The sequence below is a fragment of the Clostridium chromiireducens genome (genome assembly GCF_002029255.1).
GTDB lineage: Bacteria > Bacillota > Clostridia > Clostridiales > Clostridiaceae > Clostridium > Clostridium chromiireducens.
The window spans coordinates 1-16,785 of sequence record NZ_MZGT01000005.1 but is presented as its reverse complement, the minus strand read 5'-3'; the positions used below and the strand labels follow the sequence as shown (position 1 = coordinate 16,785).

The 16,785-nt window shown below is 31.2% G+C and carries 14 protein-coding genes; 12 read left to right on the top strand and 2 right to left on the bottom strand.

Features of this window, described 5'->3' with window-relative positions:
• Positions 1 to 281: 281 nt before the first annotated feature.
• Entirely contained in the window at positions 282 to 1,034 is a 753-nt protein-coding gene (locus tag CLCHR_RS02275; protein ID WP_079438066.1) for a helix-turn-helix transcriptional regulator, read from the bottom strand.
• Between the two features lie 357 nt (positions 1,035 to 1,391).
• Between CLCHR_RS02275 and CLCHR_RS02270 the strand changes: the two genes are divergently transcribed.
• From CLCHR_RS02270 to CLCHR_RS24645, 10 genes are all read left to right on the top strand, one after another.
• A complete protein-coding gene (locus CLCHR_RS02270; protein ID WP_079438065.1) occupies positions 1,392 to 2,747 on the top strand; it encodes a putrescine aminotransferase in 1,356 nt (451 codons plus the stop codon).
• A 171-nt stretch (positions 2,748 to 2,918) separates the two neighbouring features.
• A complete protein-coding gene (locus CLCHR_RS02265; protein WP_079438064.1) occupies positions 2,919 to 4,034 on the top strand; it encodes a 4-hydroxybutyrate dehydrogenase in 1,116 nt (371 codons plus the stop codon).
• A gap of 587 nt (positions 4,035 to 4,621) precedes the next feature.
• A complete protein-coding gene (locus CLCHR_RS02260) occupies positions 4,622 to 5,548 on the top strand; it encodes an ABC transporter permease (protein WP_079438063.1) in 927 nt (308 codons plus the stop codon).
• 15 nt (positions 5,549 to 5,563) lie between these two features.
• Positions 5,564 to 6,511 (top strand): ABC transporter permease, encoded by a 948-nt coding sequence (locus CLCHR_RS02255; protein ID WP_079438062.1) that lies wholly within the window; start codon positions 5,564 to 5,566, stop codon positions 6,509 to 6,511.
• A gap of 16 nt (positions 6,512 to 6,527) precedes the next feature.
• Positions 6,528 to 7,535, top strand: coding sequence for an ABC transporter ATP-binding protein (locus tag CLCHR_RS02250; protein WP_079438061.1), 1,008 nt, complete (start codon positions 6,528 to 6,530; stop codon positions 7,533 to 7,535).
• Positions 7,535 to 8,515, top strand: coding sequence for an ABC transporter ATP-binding protein (locus CLCHR_RS02245; protein ID WP_079438060.1), 981 nt, complete (start codon positions 7,535 to 7,537; stop codon positions 8,513 to 8,515). Before CLCHR_RS02250 ends, CLCHR_RS02245 begins: the two co-directional genes overlap by 1 nt.
• 140 nt (positions 8,516 to 8,655) lie before the next feature.
• Positions 8,656 to 10,311 (top strand): peptide ABC transporter substrate-binding protein, encoded by a 1,656-nt coding sequence (locus CLCHR_RS02240; RefSeq protein WP_079438059.1) that lies wholly within the window; start codon positions 8,656 to 8,658, stop codon positions 10,309 to 10,311.
• Positions 10,312 to 10,935: 624 nt separating this feature from the next.
• Entirely contained in the window at positions 10,936 to 11,844 is a 909-nt protein-coding gene (locus CLCHR_RS02235) for a D-2-hydroxyacid dehydrogenase (protein WP_079438058.1), read from the top strand.
• A gap of 21 nt (positions 11,845 to 11,865) precedes the next feature.
• Entirely contained in the window at positions 11,866 to 13,122 is a 1,257-nt protein-coding gene (locus CLCHR_RS02230) for a DUF1015 domain-containing protein (RefSeq protein WP_079438057.1), read from the top strand.
• Between the two features lie 315 nt (positions 13,123 to 13,437).
• Entirely contained in the window at positions 13,438 to 13,578 is a 141-nt protein-coding gene (locus CLCHR_RS24645) for a hypothetical protein (protein WP_169896736.1), read from the top strand.
• A gap of 559 nt (positions 13,579 to 14,137) precedes the next feature.
• Here CLCHR_RS24645 and CLCHR_RS02225 read toward each other — a convergent pair.
• The gene (locus CLCHR_RS02225) at positions 14,138 to 15,058 is read right to left on the bottom strand and encodes a DUF2935 domain-containing protein (RefSeq protein ID WP_079438056.1); all 921 of its coding nucleotides are present in this window, start codon (positions 15,056 to 15,058) and stop codon (positions 14,138 to 14,140) included.
• 203 nt (positions 15,059 to 15,261) lie between these two features.
• On the opposite strand from CLCHR_RS02225, the gene CLCHR_RS02220 reads away from it, so the two are divergent.
• The gene (locus CLCHR_RS02220; protein WP_079438055.1) at positions 15,262 to 15,855 is read left to right on the top strand and encodes a TetR/AcrR family transcriptional regulator; all 594 of its coding nucleotides are present in this window, start codon (positions 15,262 to 15,264) and stop codon (positions 15,853 to 15,855) included.
• Between the two features lie 28 nt (positions 15,856 to 15,883).
• Positions 15,884 to 16,705, top strand: a complete 822-nt coding sequence (locus CLCHR_RS02215) for a nitroreductase family protein (RefSeq protein WP_079438054.1) — start codon at positions 15,884 to 15,886, stop codon at positions 16,703 to 16,705.
• Positions 16,706 to 16,785 lie beyond the last annotated feature (80 nt).

Genomic DNA, 16,785 nt, shown 5'->3' with positions numbered 1-16,785 from the left:
TTAAAGGCAAAGCATATGTAGGCAAGTATTTATATATTTCCTAGGCATCAATAGTATTATTAATAGTTTCTTAATAATAAATGATTTGATGAGTAAAAGTTAATGAGAGTCTTTCAGTAATTTTTGATACTGCATAGCAAGAAGCTTGTAATTCTAAACACTTAAAGTGAAAGCAAAACAAAGAAATAGAATACATATATGTTCAGCGAAATTTTTCACAGTCCTGAGGAACATATATGTATTCTATTTCGGTTGTCTATTGCCTCACTTTAAGTATTCGGTCATTCTCTAAATTTTAACAAGTTCCATTTTGTAGACACATCGAATTTTCGGTATAAATTCTGGATGTGTTTTTTTAATGTATAGCCGCTTATACATAGTTTGTCCGCAATTTGGTCATTATCTAAATCCTCAAAAATCAGTTGCAGAACTTCTACTTCACGATTTGTTAAATTATATTGTGCTGCAAGATTAGCAATTGAGTAGGATTTGGTGGAAGAATTCTTTGAATCCTTTGTATAATATTCATAGAAACGAAGATTGAGATGATCACTAAATGCTTTTACAATGAACATTTCATCAGATGTAAAATCTTTATCTTCTTTTTTTCGATAAAGGGTAACTACACCTAAGAATAAATCATTATATACAAGATTTAATTGTATCGAATAATGAAAACCGAATGGTTCATAACATTTTTTATAAAGAACTGTCTTTATTCGTTCCTCTTCAGGCATCAAATCACTTTCGCGAATAAGTAAGCACTGACCGCTAAGCATAACCCAACGCGTGTAATCTTCATCTTCATTTAGTAGGTAGTTTTTCTCAGCTTCTGAATAGATTTCGGGCACGCAAATTGGGTCACAAAGTAAATTATTTGAGCTGGTATGATCGGCCATTAGGATACTTGAAGCAGTACTTGGAAGTAGCATTTTGAGCAGGTTTAAGAATGTTATTTTCATAGTATCGAAATCAGGAATGCTATAGATCTGATAAATTATATTATTTATTAAGAGAAATTCATTATTTTGCATATAAATACCTCTCTGTAATTACATATTAGTTACACTCCTTGAACAAATGCCAATAATACATGCATTATATCCTGTGTATTCACTAAAAACAGTGTATCATAATCCAGATTAATTGTACATATTTTCAATAATACTTAAATATTAGAAATGCTACATACTAAGGAAGAAAAAAGGTACTTATAAAGTAGTATGTATACTCCTAAAATAATGCAATAACCATACGTATAGAGAATTGTATTCGTTGACTAGTTTGATTTATAATAATATCAATAAAAGAAATAGATTAAATACAACGGCGTATTACTGATTTAATAATCAAGGTAATGCGCTGTTTTGTTTTAGAGAGGAAGTAATATTATGGGACACAAAGAACAAGTTATTGAAGATTTAAACAGAGTAATAGGATATATTAAAAGCAATGAGTTAACAAATGAGGATAAGGAACTAATTACGAAAGATACAGTAAATTATTTTGATAATTATGTAAGCCCAGGCTGGCTTAAATACAGAAAGTCAGTATCTACAAATGCAGCAGTTATAGAGTGGACTGATGAAGGATCTTATTGTACAGGATTATATGGAGAAAAGTTTATCGATTGTTTGGGTGGTTTTGGAATTTATACATGTGGACATAGAAATGAGGAAATTCTCGATGTTGTAAAGGCACAACTTGATCACCAAGCATTACACTCGCAAGAACTATTAGATCCATTAAGAGGATATCTTGCAAAGGCAGTTGCTGATATTACTCCTGGGGATTTAGAATACTGCTTTTTCACTAATGGAGGAGCGGAAGCAGTAGAAATGGCATTAAAACTTGCAAGAATAGCTACAGGTGGAAGATGGTATATTTCAACAGTAGGAGCTTTCCATGGCAAATCAATGGGAGCAGTTTCAATGGGAGGTAAGAGTACATATAGAGTACCTTACACACCAATGGTGCAACAAGTTCAACACGTTGAATATGGTAACGCAGAAGATATGAGAAAAGCTATAAAAAATCTTTATGCAGTAGGAGAAAAAGTCGCAGCTGTCATACTAGAACCAATACAAGGTGAAGCAGGAATTATTATTCCGCCAGAAGGATACTTACAAGAAGTTCGTGAAATATGTGATGAATATGGAGTAGCATTAATATTTGATGAAATTCAAACTGGTATGGGCAGAACAGGAACAATGTGGAGATGTGAAGCAGAAGGTGTAACACCTGATATTATGACTTTTGGTAAAGCGTTTGGTGGTGGAATAATGCCAATAACAGGAATTATATGCAGACCTAAAATGTGGACACAAGATTTAATAGATAATCCATGGTTATTAGGGTCACCAACTTTTGGTGGAAATCCAGTTTGTTGTTCAGCAGCACTTGCAACAATAAAATATATGCTAGAAAACGATGTTCCTGGACAATGTAAAGAAAAAGGAGAGTATCTAAAAGCAGGATTAGAAAGTTTATGGAAGAAGTATCCTACAGTAATTAATGAAGTAAGAGGTACTGGACTTATGCTAGCAGTAGAATTCTGCGAAAGTGATATAGGATACTCTGTTGCTAAAGGTCTGTTTAAAAGAGGAGTTATGACTGCAGGTACCTTAGTAAATGCTAAATGCATTCGTTTTGAACCAGCAGCAGTTATTTCCAAAGAGGATATGGATAATGTAATCGAGAGAATGGATATCGCATTAGAGGATACTAGAAAAGAGTTCAATATATAAGTATATAATTAATGTTTAGAATTATGTGATGACTTACCGAAACAAGTGACATGTCACTTGTTTCTAGTATATTAGACACATGAGTCTGACATGTATTATCCTGATTATAAGTAAAATATTGGGTTGAGATATCTATAGTATTTCTAATAATAAAGGAGGGGTAAGTACTTTATGAAACAATTAATGTTAAATCCTACTATATATATGTATAATGATTGTAAAACTTTCTGCAGAGAATTTCGTGTTGGGAAGGATGATCTTATTATTACTAATAAAAGGGTTTATGATAATTATTTGAAGACTAATGTGAATAAAGCAGCTGTATTATTTAGAGAAAACTATGGGAGTGGAGAACCTTCTGATGAAATGGTTGAAGCTATGTATGAGCATATTAAAAGGATATCTTATGAAAGAGTTATAGCTATTGGAGGCGGATCTATTCTAGACATTGCAAAGTTATTTGCGTTAAAAAACATTTCACCAGTTGTAGATTTATATGATCATAAATTAGAAATTATAAAGGAAAAAGAACTGGTTTTGGTGCCAACCACATGTGGGACTGGTAGTGAGGTTACTAATATATCTATTTTAGAATTGAAAGATAAAAACACTAAAATGGGGCTTGCTACAGATGAACTATATGCTGATAGTGCCGTTATGGTGCCAGAGTTATTACAATGCCTGCCATTTGATGTATTTGCGACTAGCTCGATTGATTCATTTATTCATGCAATCGAATCATATCTATCTCCTAAAGCTACAGCGCATACAAGGCTTTTCTCATTAAAGTCTATGGAGATAATAATTAAAGGATATAAAAAAATTGTAGAAAAAGGAAAAGATGTGCGAAACGAAATGTTGGATGAATTCCTTCTAGCAAGTAATTACGCTGGCATTGCTTTTGGGAATGCTGGGTGCGGAGCGGTTCATGCATTGAGTTATCCTTTAAGCGCAGCATACCATGTGCCTCATGGAGAAGCAAATTATGTGATGTTCACAGAAATATTCAAAGTATATCAAAAAGTGAATCCAGATGGAGAAATTGGAGAATTAAATAAGTTTTTGGCGAACTTATTAGAATGTTCAGAAGATGGAGTCTATGAACAGCTGGAATTCTTACTTGATAATTTAATTGTGAAGAAGTCACTAAGTGAATATGGAGTAAGTGAAAGGGAGCTGGAAGAATTTTCGGATAGTGTTATTGGGAAACAGCAAAGGCTAATGGCCAATAATTATATAAATCTAGATAGGGATCAAGTTTATCACATATATAAAAGTCTATATTAATAAAATTAAGTATATATAGGTGAAAAATTTAAAAGATGAATTCTAACTCCATAAATTCTATTATATAAAGGTAAAAACTTTGGATTTTTCGAAATTCATTTAATATATTATCTAAAAGAAAATTTTTGGAATTTAAAAGTTAAATATAAGCAAACAAGGAAAATATTTGGGGGTTATTTGCCTAAAGAGTGTGAAGTTTTAATAAATTCCATACTATAAATAGGTAAAGATCCCTCTAATTTGTTTTACCTAATTTTAATATAATCTTGACATAAATAAATAAAAATATTATTATTATGATATTGTGTTACGAATAAATTAAATTTTAATAAAGAAAAATCAAATATTGATAAATCATTAATGAGAAAAAATAACAAAGGAGTTATTAAACGTTTGAGTGTGTTTAATGACTCCATTAATATATTATATATTTTTGAAAAGTATGGAAGCGCTTTCCTTAAATTATGAAAAATATAATATTTCAGTTATAATTTTAAATGTCAATAGAAATATCTAAATACAACAAATTAAAATAAATTAATTTAACAATATTAAAGTAAAGATAAAATTAAGAAGGAGAGGAATAAATGCTAAAATATATTGGAAAAAGATTTTTAGTAAGTCTGTTAACCATATGGGTTGTAATAACAGTAACATTTTTTCTAATGAGACTTATGCCAGGAGGGCCATTTGATGGAGACAAGCTAACACCGCAAGTTAAGGCAAATATGGCAGCAAAATATGGAACGGATAAACCTTTATTTGACCAATACACAATGTATCTTAATAATTTGGTACATGGGGATTTTGGTGAATCGATGGTTTTTGAAGGAAGAGGAGTAGCAGATACTATAGAAAAGTCATTTCCAGCATCTGCTGAGTTAGGTATAATAGCTGTAATTATGTCACTAATTGGAGGTATACTTCTAGGAACGCTTGCAGCGCTAAAGAGTGGAAGATGGCCGGATAGGGTTGTAGTATTTATTGCAACGCTTTGTATTACAATACCGAGCTTTGTAATTGGTGCGGTTTTAATTTATGTATTAGGTGTTGAGTTTCAATTACTACCTCCAACAGGATTTGGTGAATGGAAAAATGATATAATGCCTTGTATTGCATTATCAGCAGCATCTCTATCATTTATTACAAGACTTACAAGAAGTAAGTTAATAGATGTATTAAAGTCAGATTACATAAGAACCGCAAAAGCTAAAGGATTAAGTAAAAGTACAATTATATTTAAACATGCTTTAAGAAATTCGTTGATTCCAATAGTTACATATGTTGGACCATTAACAGCCTCTATATTAACTGGTGGATTCATAACTGAAAAGATTTTTGCCATTCCTGGACTTGGTAATGAATTTATACAATCAGTTACAAACAGAGATTATTCTATGTTGCTTGGAGTAACAGTATTCTATTGTACAATGTTAATATTTTTTACATTCTTTGTGGATATACTATATGTATTGATTGATCCAAGAATAAAATTACAAGATGCGGAAGTCTAGGGGAGGAAAAGAAAAATGGAAAATGGATTAAAAATTGAAAAAGAATTGTTTGCTCCTCTAAGTGCAGAAGAAAAGAAAATTGATGCAATAGTTAGACCAAGTGTTGGATTTTGGCAGGATGCATGGAGGAGATTAAAAAAGGATAAGATGGCAATAGTGTCCTTAGTGGTAATAATACTTGTAGTTTCGGCAGCTATTTTGGTTCCAATGTTATCTAAATATGATTATGCAGCTAACGATCTATCACAAACATATTTAAAACCATCTGCTGAGCATTGGTTTGGAACAGATAATCTTGGAAGAGACTTGTTTGTTAGAAATTTTTACGGAGCTAGATATTCATTGATTATTGCTGTTTTAGCAGCTTTTATAAATCTAGTTATTGGAGTATTATATGGTGGAATTGCTGGTTATTTTGGTGGAATAGTAGATAGCATATTAATGAGAATAGTAGATGTTTTATCTTCAATTCCGATGACTATATATGTAGTAATATTTATGGCAATTTTAAATAAGCCAGGAGCAGCTGGTGGAAGTGGTCTTATTACCATAGTGTTAGGTCTTTCCATAACTTATTGGATTGGAATGGCTAGAATTGTAAGAGGAGATGTACTTCAATTAAAGCAACAAGAGTTCGTTCTTGCTGCAAAGTCATTAGGTGCAACAAATGGAAGAATATTAATAAGACATTTGATTCCAAACTGTATAGGATCAATAATGGTTACATTAACATTATTAATCCCAGAAGCTGTATTTACAGAAGCATTTTTAAGCTTTATTGGTCTTGGAATTGCTGCTCCAAGAGCATCTCTTGGAACATTGGCTAATGAAGCAATGCAAGGTATATATACATACCCATACCAATTATTTTTCCCAGCAGCAATGATTTGTATAATAATATTATGCTTTAACCTTTTTGGTGATGGATTGAGTCAAGCGTTAGATCCTAAGAACAAGAGATAGGAGGAAGAAAGAACATATGGAAAAGTTATTAGATGTAAAAGACCTACAAACTTCCTTTAAAACTAGTGCTGGTGAAGTACACTCAGTAAGAGGGGTATCTTTCTACTTAGGAAAAGGAGAAGCGTTAGGAATAGTTGGAGAATCAGGTTGTGGTAAAAGTGTTACTATGATGTCTATTATGAGGCTGCTAGCAGATAACGGAAGAATTGTTGGCGGAGAAATACGTTTTAATGGGAAAGACATTTCAAGTATCAAAGAATCAGAAATGGAAACTATAAGAGGTAATGATATAGGAATGATATTCCAAGACCCTATGACATCATTAAACCCAGTATATACCATAGGCGATCAATTAATTGAACCGCTTTTAAAACATAGAAAGATTACTAGAGCAGAAGCTAAGAAAGAAGCTATAAAAATGCTTGGACTAGTTGGAATACCAAGTCCAGAGAAGAGAATGAAACAGTATCCTCATGAATTTTCAGGCGGTATGAGACAAAGAGCAATGATAGCTATGAGTTTAATTTGTGAACCAAAGCTGATTATTGCAGATGAGCCAACAACGGCATTGGATGTTACAATACAAGCACAAATTTTAGATTTAATGAAAGAATTAAAAGAAAAGCTTGATACTGCAATTATATTAATAACTCATGATTTAGGAGTTGTTGCAGATGTTTGTACGAGAATAAATGTAATGTACGGTGGAATAATAGTAGAGACTGGAACTACTGAAGATATATTCTATAGAGGTAAACATCCTTATACATGGGGACTTTTAAGAAGTGTTCCAAATCCTAAAGAAGATATTAAAGAAAAGCTTATCCCAATTGAAGGGCAGCCACCAGATTTGTTAAATCCACCAGTTGGATGTCCGTTCGCTGCAAGGTGCGACTATGCAATGAAGATATGCCTTCAAAAGCAGCCGCCTCTATTTGAAGTAGGAAAAGAACACAAAACAGCATGTTGGTTATGCCACGAGGATGCGCCAAAAGTTGAATCACCTATAAGGAGGATAAAGTAGTGGAAGATAATAAAGATATAATTTTAGAAGTTAAAGATTTATGTAAGTACTTCCATGCAGATAAGGGTTTATTTAAAGGTAAAAGTTATGTTAAAGCAGTAGATAGAGTTTCATTTTCACTAAAAAGAGGAGAAACTTTGGGACTTGTAGGTGAATCGGGTTGCGGAAAGACAACTACAGGAAGAACTATATTAAAGCTTTATGAACCAACAGCAGGACAAATAATATTTAATGGAAAAGATATAACAAAAAATTCGGTAAAAGAAATGGTTCCTTTAAGAAAAGAAATGCAAATGATTTTCCAAGATCCATATGCATCTTTAAATCCAAGGATGACTGTTGGAGATATAATTGGAGAAGCTATTGATATTCATAAATTGCTAACAGGTGAAGCAAGAACGGAAAGAATAAGAAGCCTTTTATCAAAGGTTGGACTTGCGAGCGATCATATTAATAGATACCCTCATGAATTTTCAGGTGGGCAAAGACAAAGAATAGGTATAGCAAGAGCGTTGGCTGTAGAGCCATCATTAATAGTTTGTGATGAACCGATATCAGCTCTTGATGTTTCAATTCAAGCACAAGTTATAAATATGCTTGAAGAACTTCAAGAGGAACTTGGATTGACTTATCTTTTTATAGCGCATGACCTTTCAATGGTTAAACATATATCAACCCATATTGGAGTTATGTATCTTGGAAGAATGGTAGAAAAGGGAGAAAGTAGTAAAGTATACTCAGAAGGATTGCATCCTTATACGCAGGCATTACTTTCAGCAGTACCAATACCTGATCCAGAGGTTGCTAAAAATAATAAAAGAATAATTTTAGAAGGAGATATCCCGTCTCCGATAGATCCGCCACCAGGATGTAGATTTAAGGGAAGATGTAAATATGCAAAACCAATATGTTCAGAAGTTGATCCTGATTTAAAGGAAGTAAAACCAGGACATTTTGTAGCATGTCATTTATATGATTAATTTAGGCAAAGCAATTAAGTATTTAATTAAAATATTATAAAATAATTTGACTAGTAAGTAGTATACTGTTAAGGAATTTTAGAAATAATAACTTAAACAGGTATTATAATAAATAATAATTATTTAAGGGGGAAATATTAATGAAAAATAGCAAAGTAAAACAATTATGCGCAGTAGCTTTAGCGGCAACAATTGGGCTTTCAGTTTTAGCTGGATGTGGTTCTAAGACAGCTGATAAAGCAGCAACTTCATCAAAACAAGAGTTAGTTTTTAATTTAGCAGCGGATCCAAAAACTTTAGATCCAGGCTTAAACCAGGCGGTTGATGGCTCTATCGTAGATGCAAATGCGTTTGAAGGTCTATGTAAGCTGGATGAAAATGGTAAAGCAATTCCAGGTCAAGCTGAAAAATGGGAAGTATCTAATGATAAGTTAACATATACTTTTCACTTAAAGAAAGATCTTAAATGGTCAAATGGGGATCCACTTAAGGCAAGCGATTTTGAATATGCATGGAAAAGAGTATTAAATCCTGAAACAGCATCTATATATTCATTCCAATTACTATATCTAAAGGGTGGAGACGAATATAATACAGGGAAAGGAACAGCAGATCAAGTTGGAGTAAAAGCAACTGATGATACTACACTAGTGGTTACTCTTGCTGCACCATGTCCATATTTCTTAGAATTAACAGCTTCTACGACATATATGCCTGTAGAACAAAAAATTGTTGAAGGTAATAAAGATTGGGCAAAAGATGCTAAAACTTTAGTTTCAAATGGTCCTTTCAAGTTCACAGATTATAAGATTAAAGACCAAATAGTATTAGAGAAAAATGAAAACTATCCAGATAAAGATAAAATTAAACTTGATAAAATTACAATGAAGATGGTTACAGAAAATACATCAGCATGGGCTAGTTATAAAACAGGTCAATTTGATATGGTATACTCTGTTCCATCATCAGAAATTGAGCAGGCTATAAAAGATAAGACAGCCACTACATTTAAGATGTTAGGAACTCAATATGTTGATGTTAATGTTTCAGAAAAAGCTAAAGAAATAGATGCAAATGCTGCAAAAGTATTAAGTAATGCAAAATTTAGAGAAGCATTAGCTAACGCTATAGACAGAACAACAATTGTTGAAAAAGTACTTAAGAGCGGCCAAACGCCTGCACATAGTTTTGTAGCTCCTGGAATTATTGGTCCAGATGGAAAAGACTTTGCAAGTAAGAAGTATTTTGAAGAAAAAGGCGATATAGAAAAGGCTAAGAAATTATTAGCTGAAGCTGGATACCCAGATGGTCAAGGTTTACCACAACTTGTAGTATTATACAATCCTGAAAATGGTAATGGTGAATTATATCAAGCAATCCAAGATATGTGGAAGAAGATTGGTGTAAATGTTGAACTTCAAACTCAAGAATGGAAAGTATTCCAAGCAACAAGAGATGCGAAGAACTATGAAATGGCAAGAGGTGCATGGAATGCAGATTATTCTGATCCAATGACATTTATTGATATGTTTATATCGACTTCTCCTAATAATGAAGTTGGATATAACAATCCAAAGTATGATCAATTAGTTGATGCTGCTAAGAATGAAATAGATGCTAATAAGAGATTTGACATACTACATCAAGCAGAAGATGTTTTAATGGAAGATATGCCGATTATTCCTTTATACCACGATACTAAAACTTTTGGAATAAAAGATTATGTAAAAGGTGTAAAAGTATCTCCGCTTGGATATATATTCTTTGATCAAGCGTATATAGAAGGTAAGAAATAATCTATAATCTAAATCTTTATAATTATTCTATAAATTTTTGTTATAGTACAATTGATAGATGTAAATAATTAAGTTAAAAAAGGCTATTTTAGACGCATATTAATGCTATCTAAAATGGCCTTTTTATCGTTTGTTAAACTGTATTCAACATTATAAATTATTCTATTTGGGCGCAAATAATCGCTATTAGCCCTGCTTTTAAAAGATTTATAAAGTTTTTAAGAGTTCTAAGAAAATTAGTATTATTTAAAAATTTTAATTCAGAGCAATAAAGTCTTGAATTGAAGCTAAATAAGTAGTAGAATAAAACAAATGAGTTTCGGTATGTTTATAATACATATGCAAATTAAATAGTCAAATGTTATAGTAATTAATAGTTGAAATTGTAGAATTGCAAGATTTAAAAGTTATTTAAATAATTTAGTAAAGTTTAGATTTATGCTATTTTTTTAGCCTTACAATTCAGATGGTTTTAATAGGATATATAATTTGATAAATATTGCAATGATGTATTACTTAAAATGGGTAATTTACTAAATTAACTATTTTTAATCATGCATAGATCTCATGATTATATTGAAAAATAATAGTAATAAGCGCGATAAATTAAGGGGGATTTTTAAAATGATTAGAGTATTAACAAACGACGGATTAGAAAGTGCAGCAATCGAAGCACTACAAGAATTGGGAGCAGAAGTTGTTAACGAACATATCGAACAAAATGTATTAGGAGAAGAATTAAAGAAATTTGATGCGATTGTTATAAGATCAGCTACTAAACTTACTGCTGATATATTCGATGCAGAAAAGGGCGGAAACTTAAAATTGGCTATAAGAGCTGGTGTAGGAATAGATAATATAGATATACCTGCTGCAGAAGGTGTAGGAGTTACTGTTAAAAATACTCCAGCTGCAAGCTCAGATTCAGTAGCAGAACTTGCAATCGGCCATATGTTTGCACTTGCAAGATTTATAGCTGTATCTAATGTTACTATGAGAAATGGTGAATGGAATAAGAAAAAATATGAAGGTACTGAAATAGCAGGAAAAACACTTGGAATAGTTGGAATGGGTAGAATAGGTCAATCATTAGCTAAGAAAGCTACTGCTTTAGGAATGAAAGTTGTATATTTCACAATCGAAGGAAAACATGATGATTTAGCGTATGATTTCGTATCTCTAGAAGAAGTATTAAAAACTTCAGATTTTATTTCGCTTCACGTTCCATATGATAAAGCAGCAGGTTCTTTAATAGGAAAGAAAGAATTAGAATTAATGAAGAATACAGCATACCTTATTAATTGTGCTAGAGGTAAAGTAGTTGATGAAGCGGCTTTAATAGAAGCACTTGATAATGGAGTAATTGCTGGAGCAGGTATTGATGTATTTGAAGAAGAACCAACTAAGAATGAAATACTAGTTAATCATCCCAAAGTTAGTGCTACACCACATATTGGAGCTGCAACTAAAGAAGCTCAAACAAGAATAGGTGAAGAAGTAGTTTCAGTAATTAAAGAATTCTTTAATTTATAATTATTTAGGAGGAGTTTTTCAATGGCGGTAGTTAAGGCATTTAAGGGGATAAGGCCAATTAAAGAATTAGCTTCAAAAATAGCAGCTTTACCCTATGATGTAATGAACAGCGATGAAGCAAGAGAAATGGTAGTTGGAAATCCAAACTCATTTCTACATGTTGATAGACCAGAGATAGATTTAGATCCATCAATAGATATACACGATCCAAAAGTGTATGAAAAAGCTAGAGAGAATCTTGATAGAATGATATCTGAAGGAGAATTTATTCAAGACGAGAGACCATGTTTATACATATATAGGCAAATAATGAATGGAAGGTCTCAAACTGGAATAGTATTTTGTGCTTCTATTGATGATTACATGAACAATGTTATTAAAAAGCATGAGTTTACTAGAGCAGATAAAGAACTAGATAGAATTAATCATGTTGACTATTGCGATGCAAATACAGGACCTATTTTCTTAACATATAAGGAAGACCAAATCGCTTCTGAAATAATTGATGCTTGGATTCAGAATGAGAGCAAAAGAAAACCAGCGTATAATTTTGTAGCTGAAGATGGAATTACTCATATTGTTTGGGTTATAGATAATGATATCATAATAAGTGAATTAATAGATTTATTTAAAGAGATAGATTATTTATATATTGCTGACGGTCACCATAGATCGGCATCAGCAGTTAAAGTTGGTTTAAAAAGGAGAGCTGAGAATCCTAATTATACTGGAGAGGAAGAATTTAATTATTTCTTAGCAGTTGCATTTCCAGATAATGACTTGATGGTTATGGATTATAACAGAGTTGTTAAAGATTTAAATGGATTAACTAAAGATGAATTAATAGAAAAGCTTCAAGAGAAATTCATTGTAGCAGAATCAACTAGCGAAGGACCAGTTAAACCAGCTAAGAAACATACATTTGGAATGTATGTAGAAGATAAGTGGTATTTGCTAGAGGCTAAAGACGGAATTTATAATGAAGAAGATCCAATAGATAGCCTTGATGTAGCAATTTTACAAAATAATGTCTTAACACCTATTTTAGGAATTGAAGATGTTAGAACATCAGATAGGATAGATTTTATAGGTGGAATTAGAGGCCTTAAGGAACTTGAAAAAAGAGTTCATACTGATATGAAAATTGCATTTTCAATGTATGCTACAGAAGTTAGTGATATAATGAGTGTTGCGGATATTGGAGAAGTAATGCCGCCAAAATCAACTTGGTTTGAGCCAAAGCTTAGAAGTGGATTATTTGTTCATAAATTAAAATAGTTGTCCTCCAACAATAATCTTTGACAACATCATAAAAAAGAATGCTTACGTGATAAAAAAGATTGAAGATTTTAAGGCAAAAGGACAAGAAAAACGAATCAAGAATATTGATTTTTATATTGAAAACTAAATAGAAAAAAATAAGAGGGATAAGATTAAAGTATTGATTTTCAAGGCTTGAAAGAGTATTGAAATAAGATATTGATAAATCTTATCCCTTTTCTCATGTCATTTTTTCTGTTTAGTTTTCTGCAAACTTTATTATAAAAAACCTGTGATTAATGTGGATATATTGAAGGTAAAAAAGAAGGTTTTGTGGACAATTTTTCTCCAGACTTTATTATAAAGTGTGAATGTTTTGAAGATTTGATGGAAGAGAGAATGGGATGGATATATGGATGTAAGGGTGTTGGAAAATTTGGGATGTCGTCAATCATTTTTATAAAACTACAATAGTTGTCCCCGTCAAAAGAAGATTAACTACGGGGCGGAGCGGTAAAAAACAGAATATAAAGAGGAGCATAAAATCAGTAGAACAGAGCCTTCGGTTTAGTTTTATAATTCGAATTTATGCTCTTTTTTACTTTAAAAGTAAGAATTATTTTGGATTTTCCTAGAAACCTATATATGAATAAAACTATGTTTATGGGAATATGCTTTAAAAGGAATCTATGTTTATAGAAAACTATTTAGAAATGTAAGTATTTAAATAGAAAAATATAAACATATGTAAATATTTATTGGAAACATCAGGGTTTGATGCTAGTATATTTTTATAGATACAATATGGGAGTATCAATCTATTGTATAAAGAATTATTATTTATATCAGATACAACTTTAAATCTTACAAGGAATTTTATATAGAGTATTAATAGAATATTTAAATAAATAAGCGAGGAGTTAAATGAATAATCCTCACTTATTTATTTACAATTAAATTAAGCATAAAACTATAGCTTGCAATTCAAAAAATACAATAATCTGCTTCAGTATTTCTACACTGATTTAATATTTTAATGATCATCATATGAACTGAGTAAGTTAATGTAATAATTTGATTCTCTAAGAACATGATCTGCTAAAAGTGGAAGTATTATTGATCTTATTTTACATGTCAAAAGCCCTTCGGTTGCTTGTGTCTTAAAATCTCTAAATTTTATTGTTTTGTTTAGTGTTATTTCGGTAAGATTAGATAAATCTGATTCTGAATTTACCTGAGATGCTTCTTTTCTTAAAGTTTCAAATTCTTTTCCGAAATTATGGGCCATAATAAATAATTCTTTCTCGGTAGGATCTAGCATTCCTCTAATAGTAAATCCATGCTCATACATTTTATCATCCCAGAAGTTTTCAAGAGCAAGCAAATCTTTTTTCATATCAATCTTAATACCTTTTTGCAATCTTGTTAATAGCTCCATAAATATTATAGCTTCACTAAGTACATGATTTATTAATGATGGATATAAAGTTGTGAATACTTTGCAGGTTAGAACATCATTTTTAAATTTAGTTTTAAATCTGATGATTAGGTTAGTTGCAGTAATAGCTTGATGATTTAACATATAAACATTATCTGTAAACGTAGATACATCATTATCGCCTGAGTCATAAGAAAGTGAATTTTCCATAGAGGTTATGTTTGTATCTATAAAAATGCCAGTAGAAAATTGAGTTGCTCTTTCAGCATCCAATGTGTATTTTGTTACAATCTCATTTGAACTTAAAACTCTAGATGGTATGATTCCATCTGCTAATGATATAGCACGTGTAAGTAATATAGAAAATTCATTTTTAAAAGCATCAGCTTGGCTTACTAAGTCTTTATTTTTCTGTGGAATTGCCGCTTCAATGAATATTGAATGTTCCTTCATAATTCTTAAGAAGAAAAGGTTTAGCTCTAAAGATTGATTAATAAATTCTTGCTTTGATAGCATTATATACTCCTGAACAAAATATTATTACATACCTATTAGTATATTCCATCTAACAAAATAAGTGATTATATTATGCTTTGGACTTAGTATAATAATCTTTTTCGAGGATGTGCAGAATTGACAAAATTAAGAGTTGAATGATATACTGTATATCATACAGTATATCATTCAATGTGATGAAATAATAATAAGGAGGCGAACGGATGGGAGAAAATGATGCCAAGGAAAAATTAATAGATGTTACCATAAGAATGATATGTGAAGGTAAAAAACCAAGCGAGATTACCGTTAAAGATATTACCGAAAAAGCAGGCCTTGGTAACGGTATGGTAAATTATCATTTTCAAAGTAAGGATAACTTAATTCGATTAGCCGTAAAAAAGGTCATGAACTGTGCAACAAAGTCATTGAGCGAAAAAACGAAATCTAAAGATGGTGAACCGCCAGCTTATAGACTTGCCTTTATATTAAAAGAAGTTGCAAATTTTATTGCTGATAACTCTGAAATTTCAAAGATTGCTATTTTAGATGATTTAGAGACGAATCAGATGACAGCACATTTATTGGGTTCAGAGGAATCATACAATAAATGCCTTAAAGAACTTTATGGCGATGATATGCATAAATTTTGGGTTAAAAATTACTTAATTGCAGGATATTTAAATTACATATTCTTAAAGGCAGAAAACATAAAAAATGAAATGGGATTCGATTTCTATAACAAAGATGATAGGGAAAAGGCAATTGAAAATTTGGTTGAAGAACTAGTGAATTGTAAGATGACTAAGATTAAATGAAATTAATATAAAAGGAGCTAAATATATTATGATGATTGTAAACAAAGAAAAGTGTGTGGGTTGTGGACTTTGTGTTAAGGATTGTTTTCCAAGTGATATTAAGATAGTTGAAAATAAGGCTGAGATCAGAAATATTACATGTATGAAATGCGGACATTGTATTGCTGTATGCCCTAAAGGTGCAGTATCTACAGATGAATACAATATGGAAGAAGTAAAAGATTATGATGAATCTGAATTCAAAATAGAAGCAGATAGACTTCTTAATTTTATTAAATTTAGAAGAACTACAAGACAATTTCAAGATAAAGAAGTAGAAAAAGAAAAGCTTCTAAAAATTATTGAAGCAGGCAGATTTACACAAACGGGGACTAACAGTCAAAATGTTTCGTATATAGTAGTGAAAGATAATATTGAACAATTAAAAGAAATGGCTTTAGAAAATCTAAAAGTCAGAGGTGAAGGTATACTTGCGAATTTAAATGCACAAACATTACCTTACAAGAGATATGCACAAATGTGGATTAAAATGTACAATGACTATAAGGAAGATCCAAAGAAAAATGATAAGTTATTTTTTAATGCACCAATTTTAATTCTTGCGGTTTCAGAGTCTCCTGTAAATGCAACTTTAGCATCTTCAAATATGGAACTTATGACTAATGCTCTAGGACTTGGAACATTTTTTAGTGGATTTTTTGCAATGGCAGCACAAGGAAATAATGAGATTAGAAGTTTACTTGGGTTGAAAGAGAAAGAAGAGATTGTAACTTGCATGGTTATTGGATATCCAAATGTAAAATATGTTAGGACTGTACCAAGAAAAGATGCAAATGTTTTATGGAAGTAAAAACTAATATATCGAACTAATGATATAGCTATTTTAGGTTATTTAATCTAGAATAGCTATTTTTATTAATAAAAATATAT

Excerpts from the sequence above, each read along its gene's own strand:
- CLCHR_RS02275 (WP_079438066.1), bottom strand. The coding sequence starts at position 1,034 with ATGCAAAATAATGAATTTCTCTTAATAAATAATATAATTTATCAGATC.
- CLCHR_RS02270 (WP_079438065.1), top strand. The coding sequence starts at position 1,392 with ATGGGACACAAAGAACAAGTTATTGAAGATTTAAACAGAGTAATAGGA.
- CLCHR_RS02265 (WP_079438064.1), top strand. The coding sequence starts at position 2,919 with ATGAAACAATTAATGTTAAATCCTACTATATATATGTATAATGATTGT.
- CLCHR_RS02260 (WP_079438063.1), top strand. The coding sequence starts at position 4,622 with ATGCTAAAATATATTGGAAAAAGATTTTTAGTAAGTCTGTTAACCATA.
- CLCHR_RS02255 (WP_079438062.1), top strand. The coding sequence starts at position 5,564 with ATGGAAAATGGATTAAAAATTGAAAAAGAATTGTTTGCTCCTCTAAGT.
- CLCHR_RS02250 (WP_079438061.1), top strand. The coding sequence starts at position 6,528 with ATGGAAAAGTTATTAGATGTAAAAGACCTACAAACTTCCTTTAAAACT.
- CLCHR_RS02240 (WP_079438059.1), top strand. The coding sequence starts at position 8,656 with ATGAAAAATAGCAAAGTAAAACAATTATGCGCAGTAGCTTTAGCGGCA.
- CLCHR_RS02235 (WP_079438058.1), top strand. The coding sequence starts at position 10,936 with ATGATTAGAGTATTAACAAACGACGGATTAGAAAGTGCAGCAATCGAA.
- CLCHR_RS02230 (WP_079438057.1), top strand. The coding sequence starts at position 11,866 with ATGGCGGTAGTTAAGGCATTTAAGGGGATAAGGCCAATTAAAGAATTA.
- CLCHR_RS02225 (WP_079438056.1), bottom strand. The coding sequence starts at position 15,058 with ATGCTATCAAAGCAAGAATTTATTAATCAATCTTTAGAGCTAAACCTT.
- CLCHR_RS02220 (WP_079438055.1), top strand. The coding sequence starts at position 15,262 with ATGGGAGAAAATGATGCCAAGGAAAAATTAATAGATGTTACCATAAGA.
- CLCHR_RS02215 (WP_079438054.1), top strand. The coding sequence starts at position 15,884 with ATGATGATTGTAAACAAAGAAAAGTGTGTGGGTTGTGGACTTTGTGTT.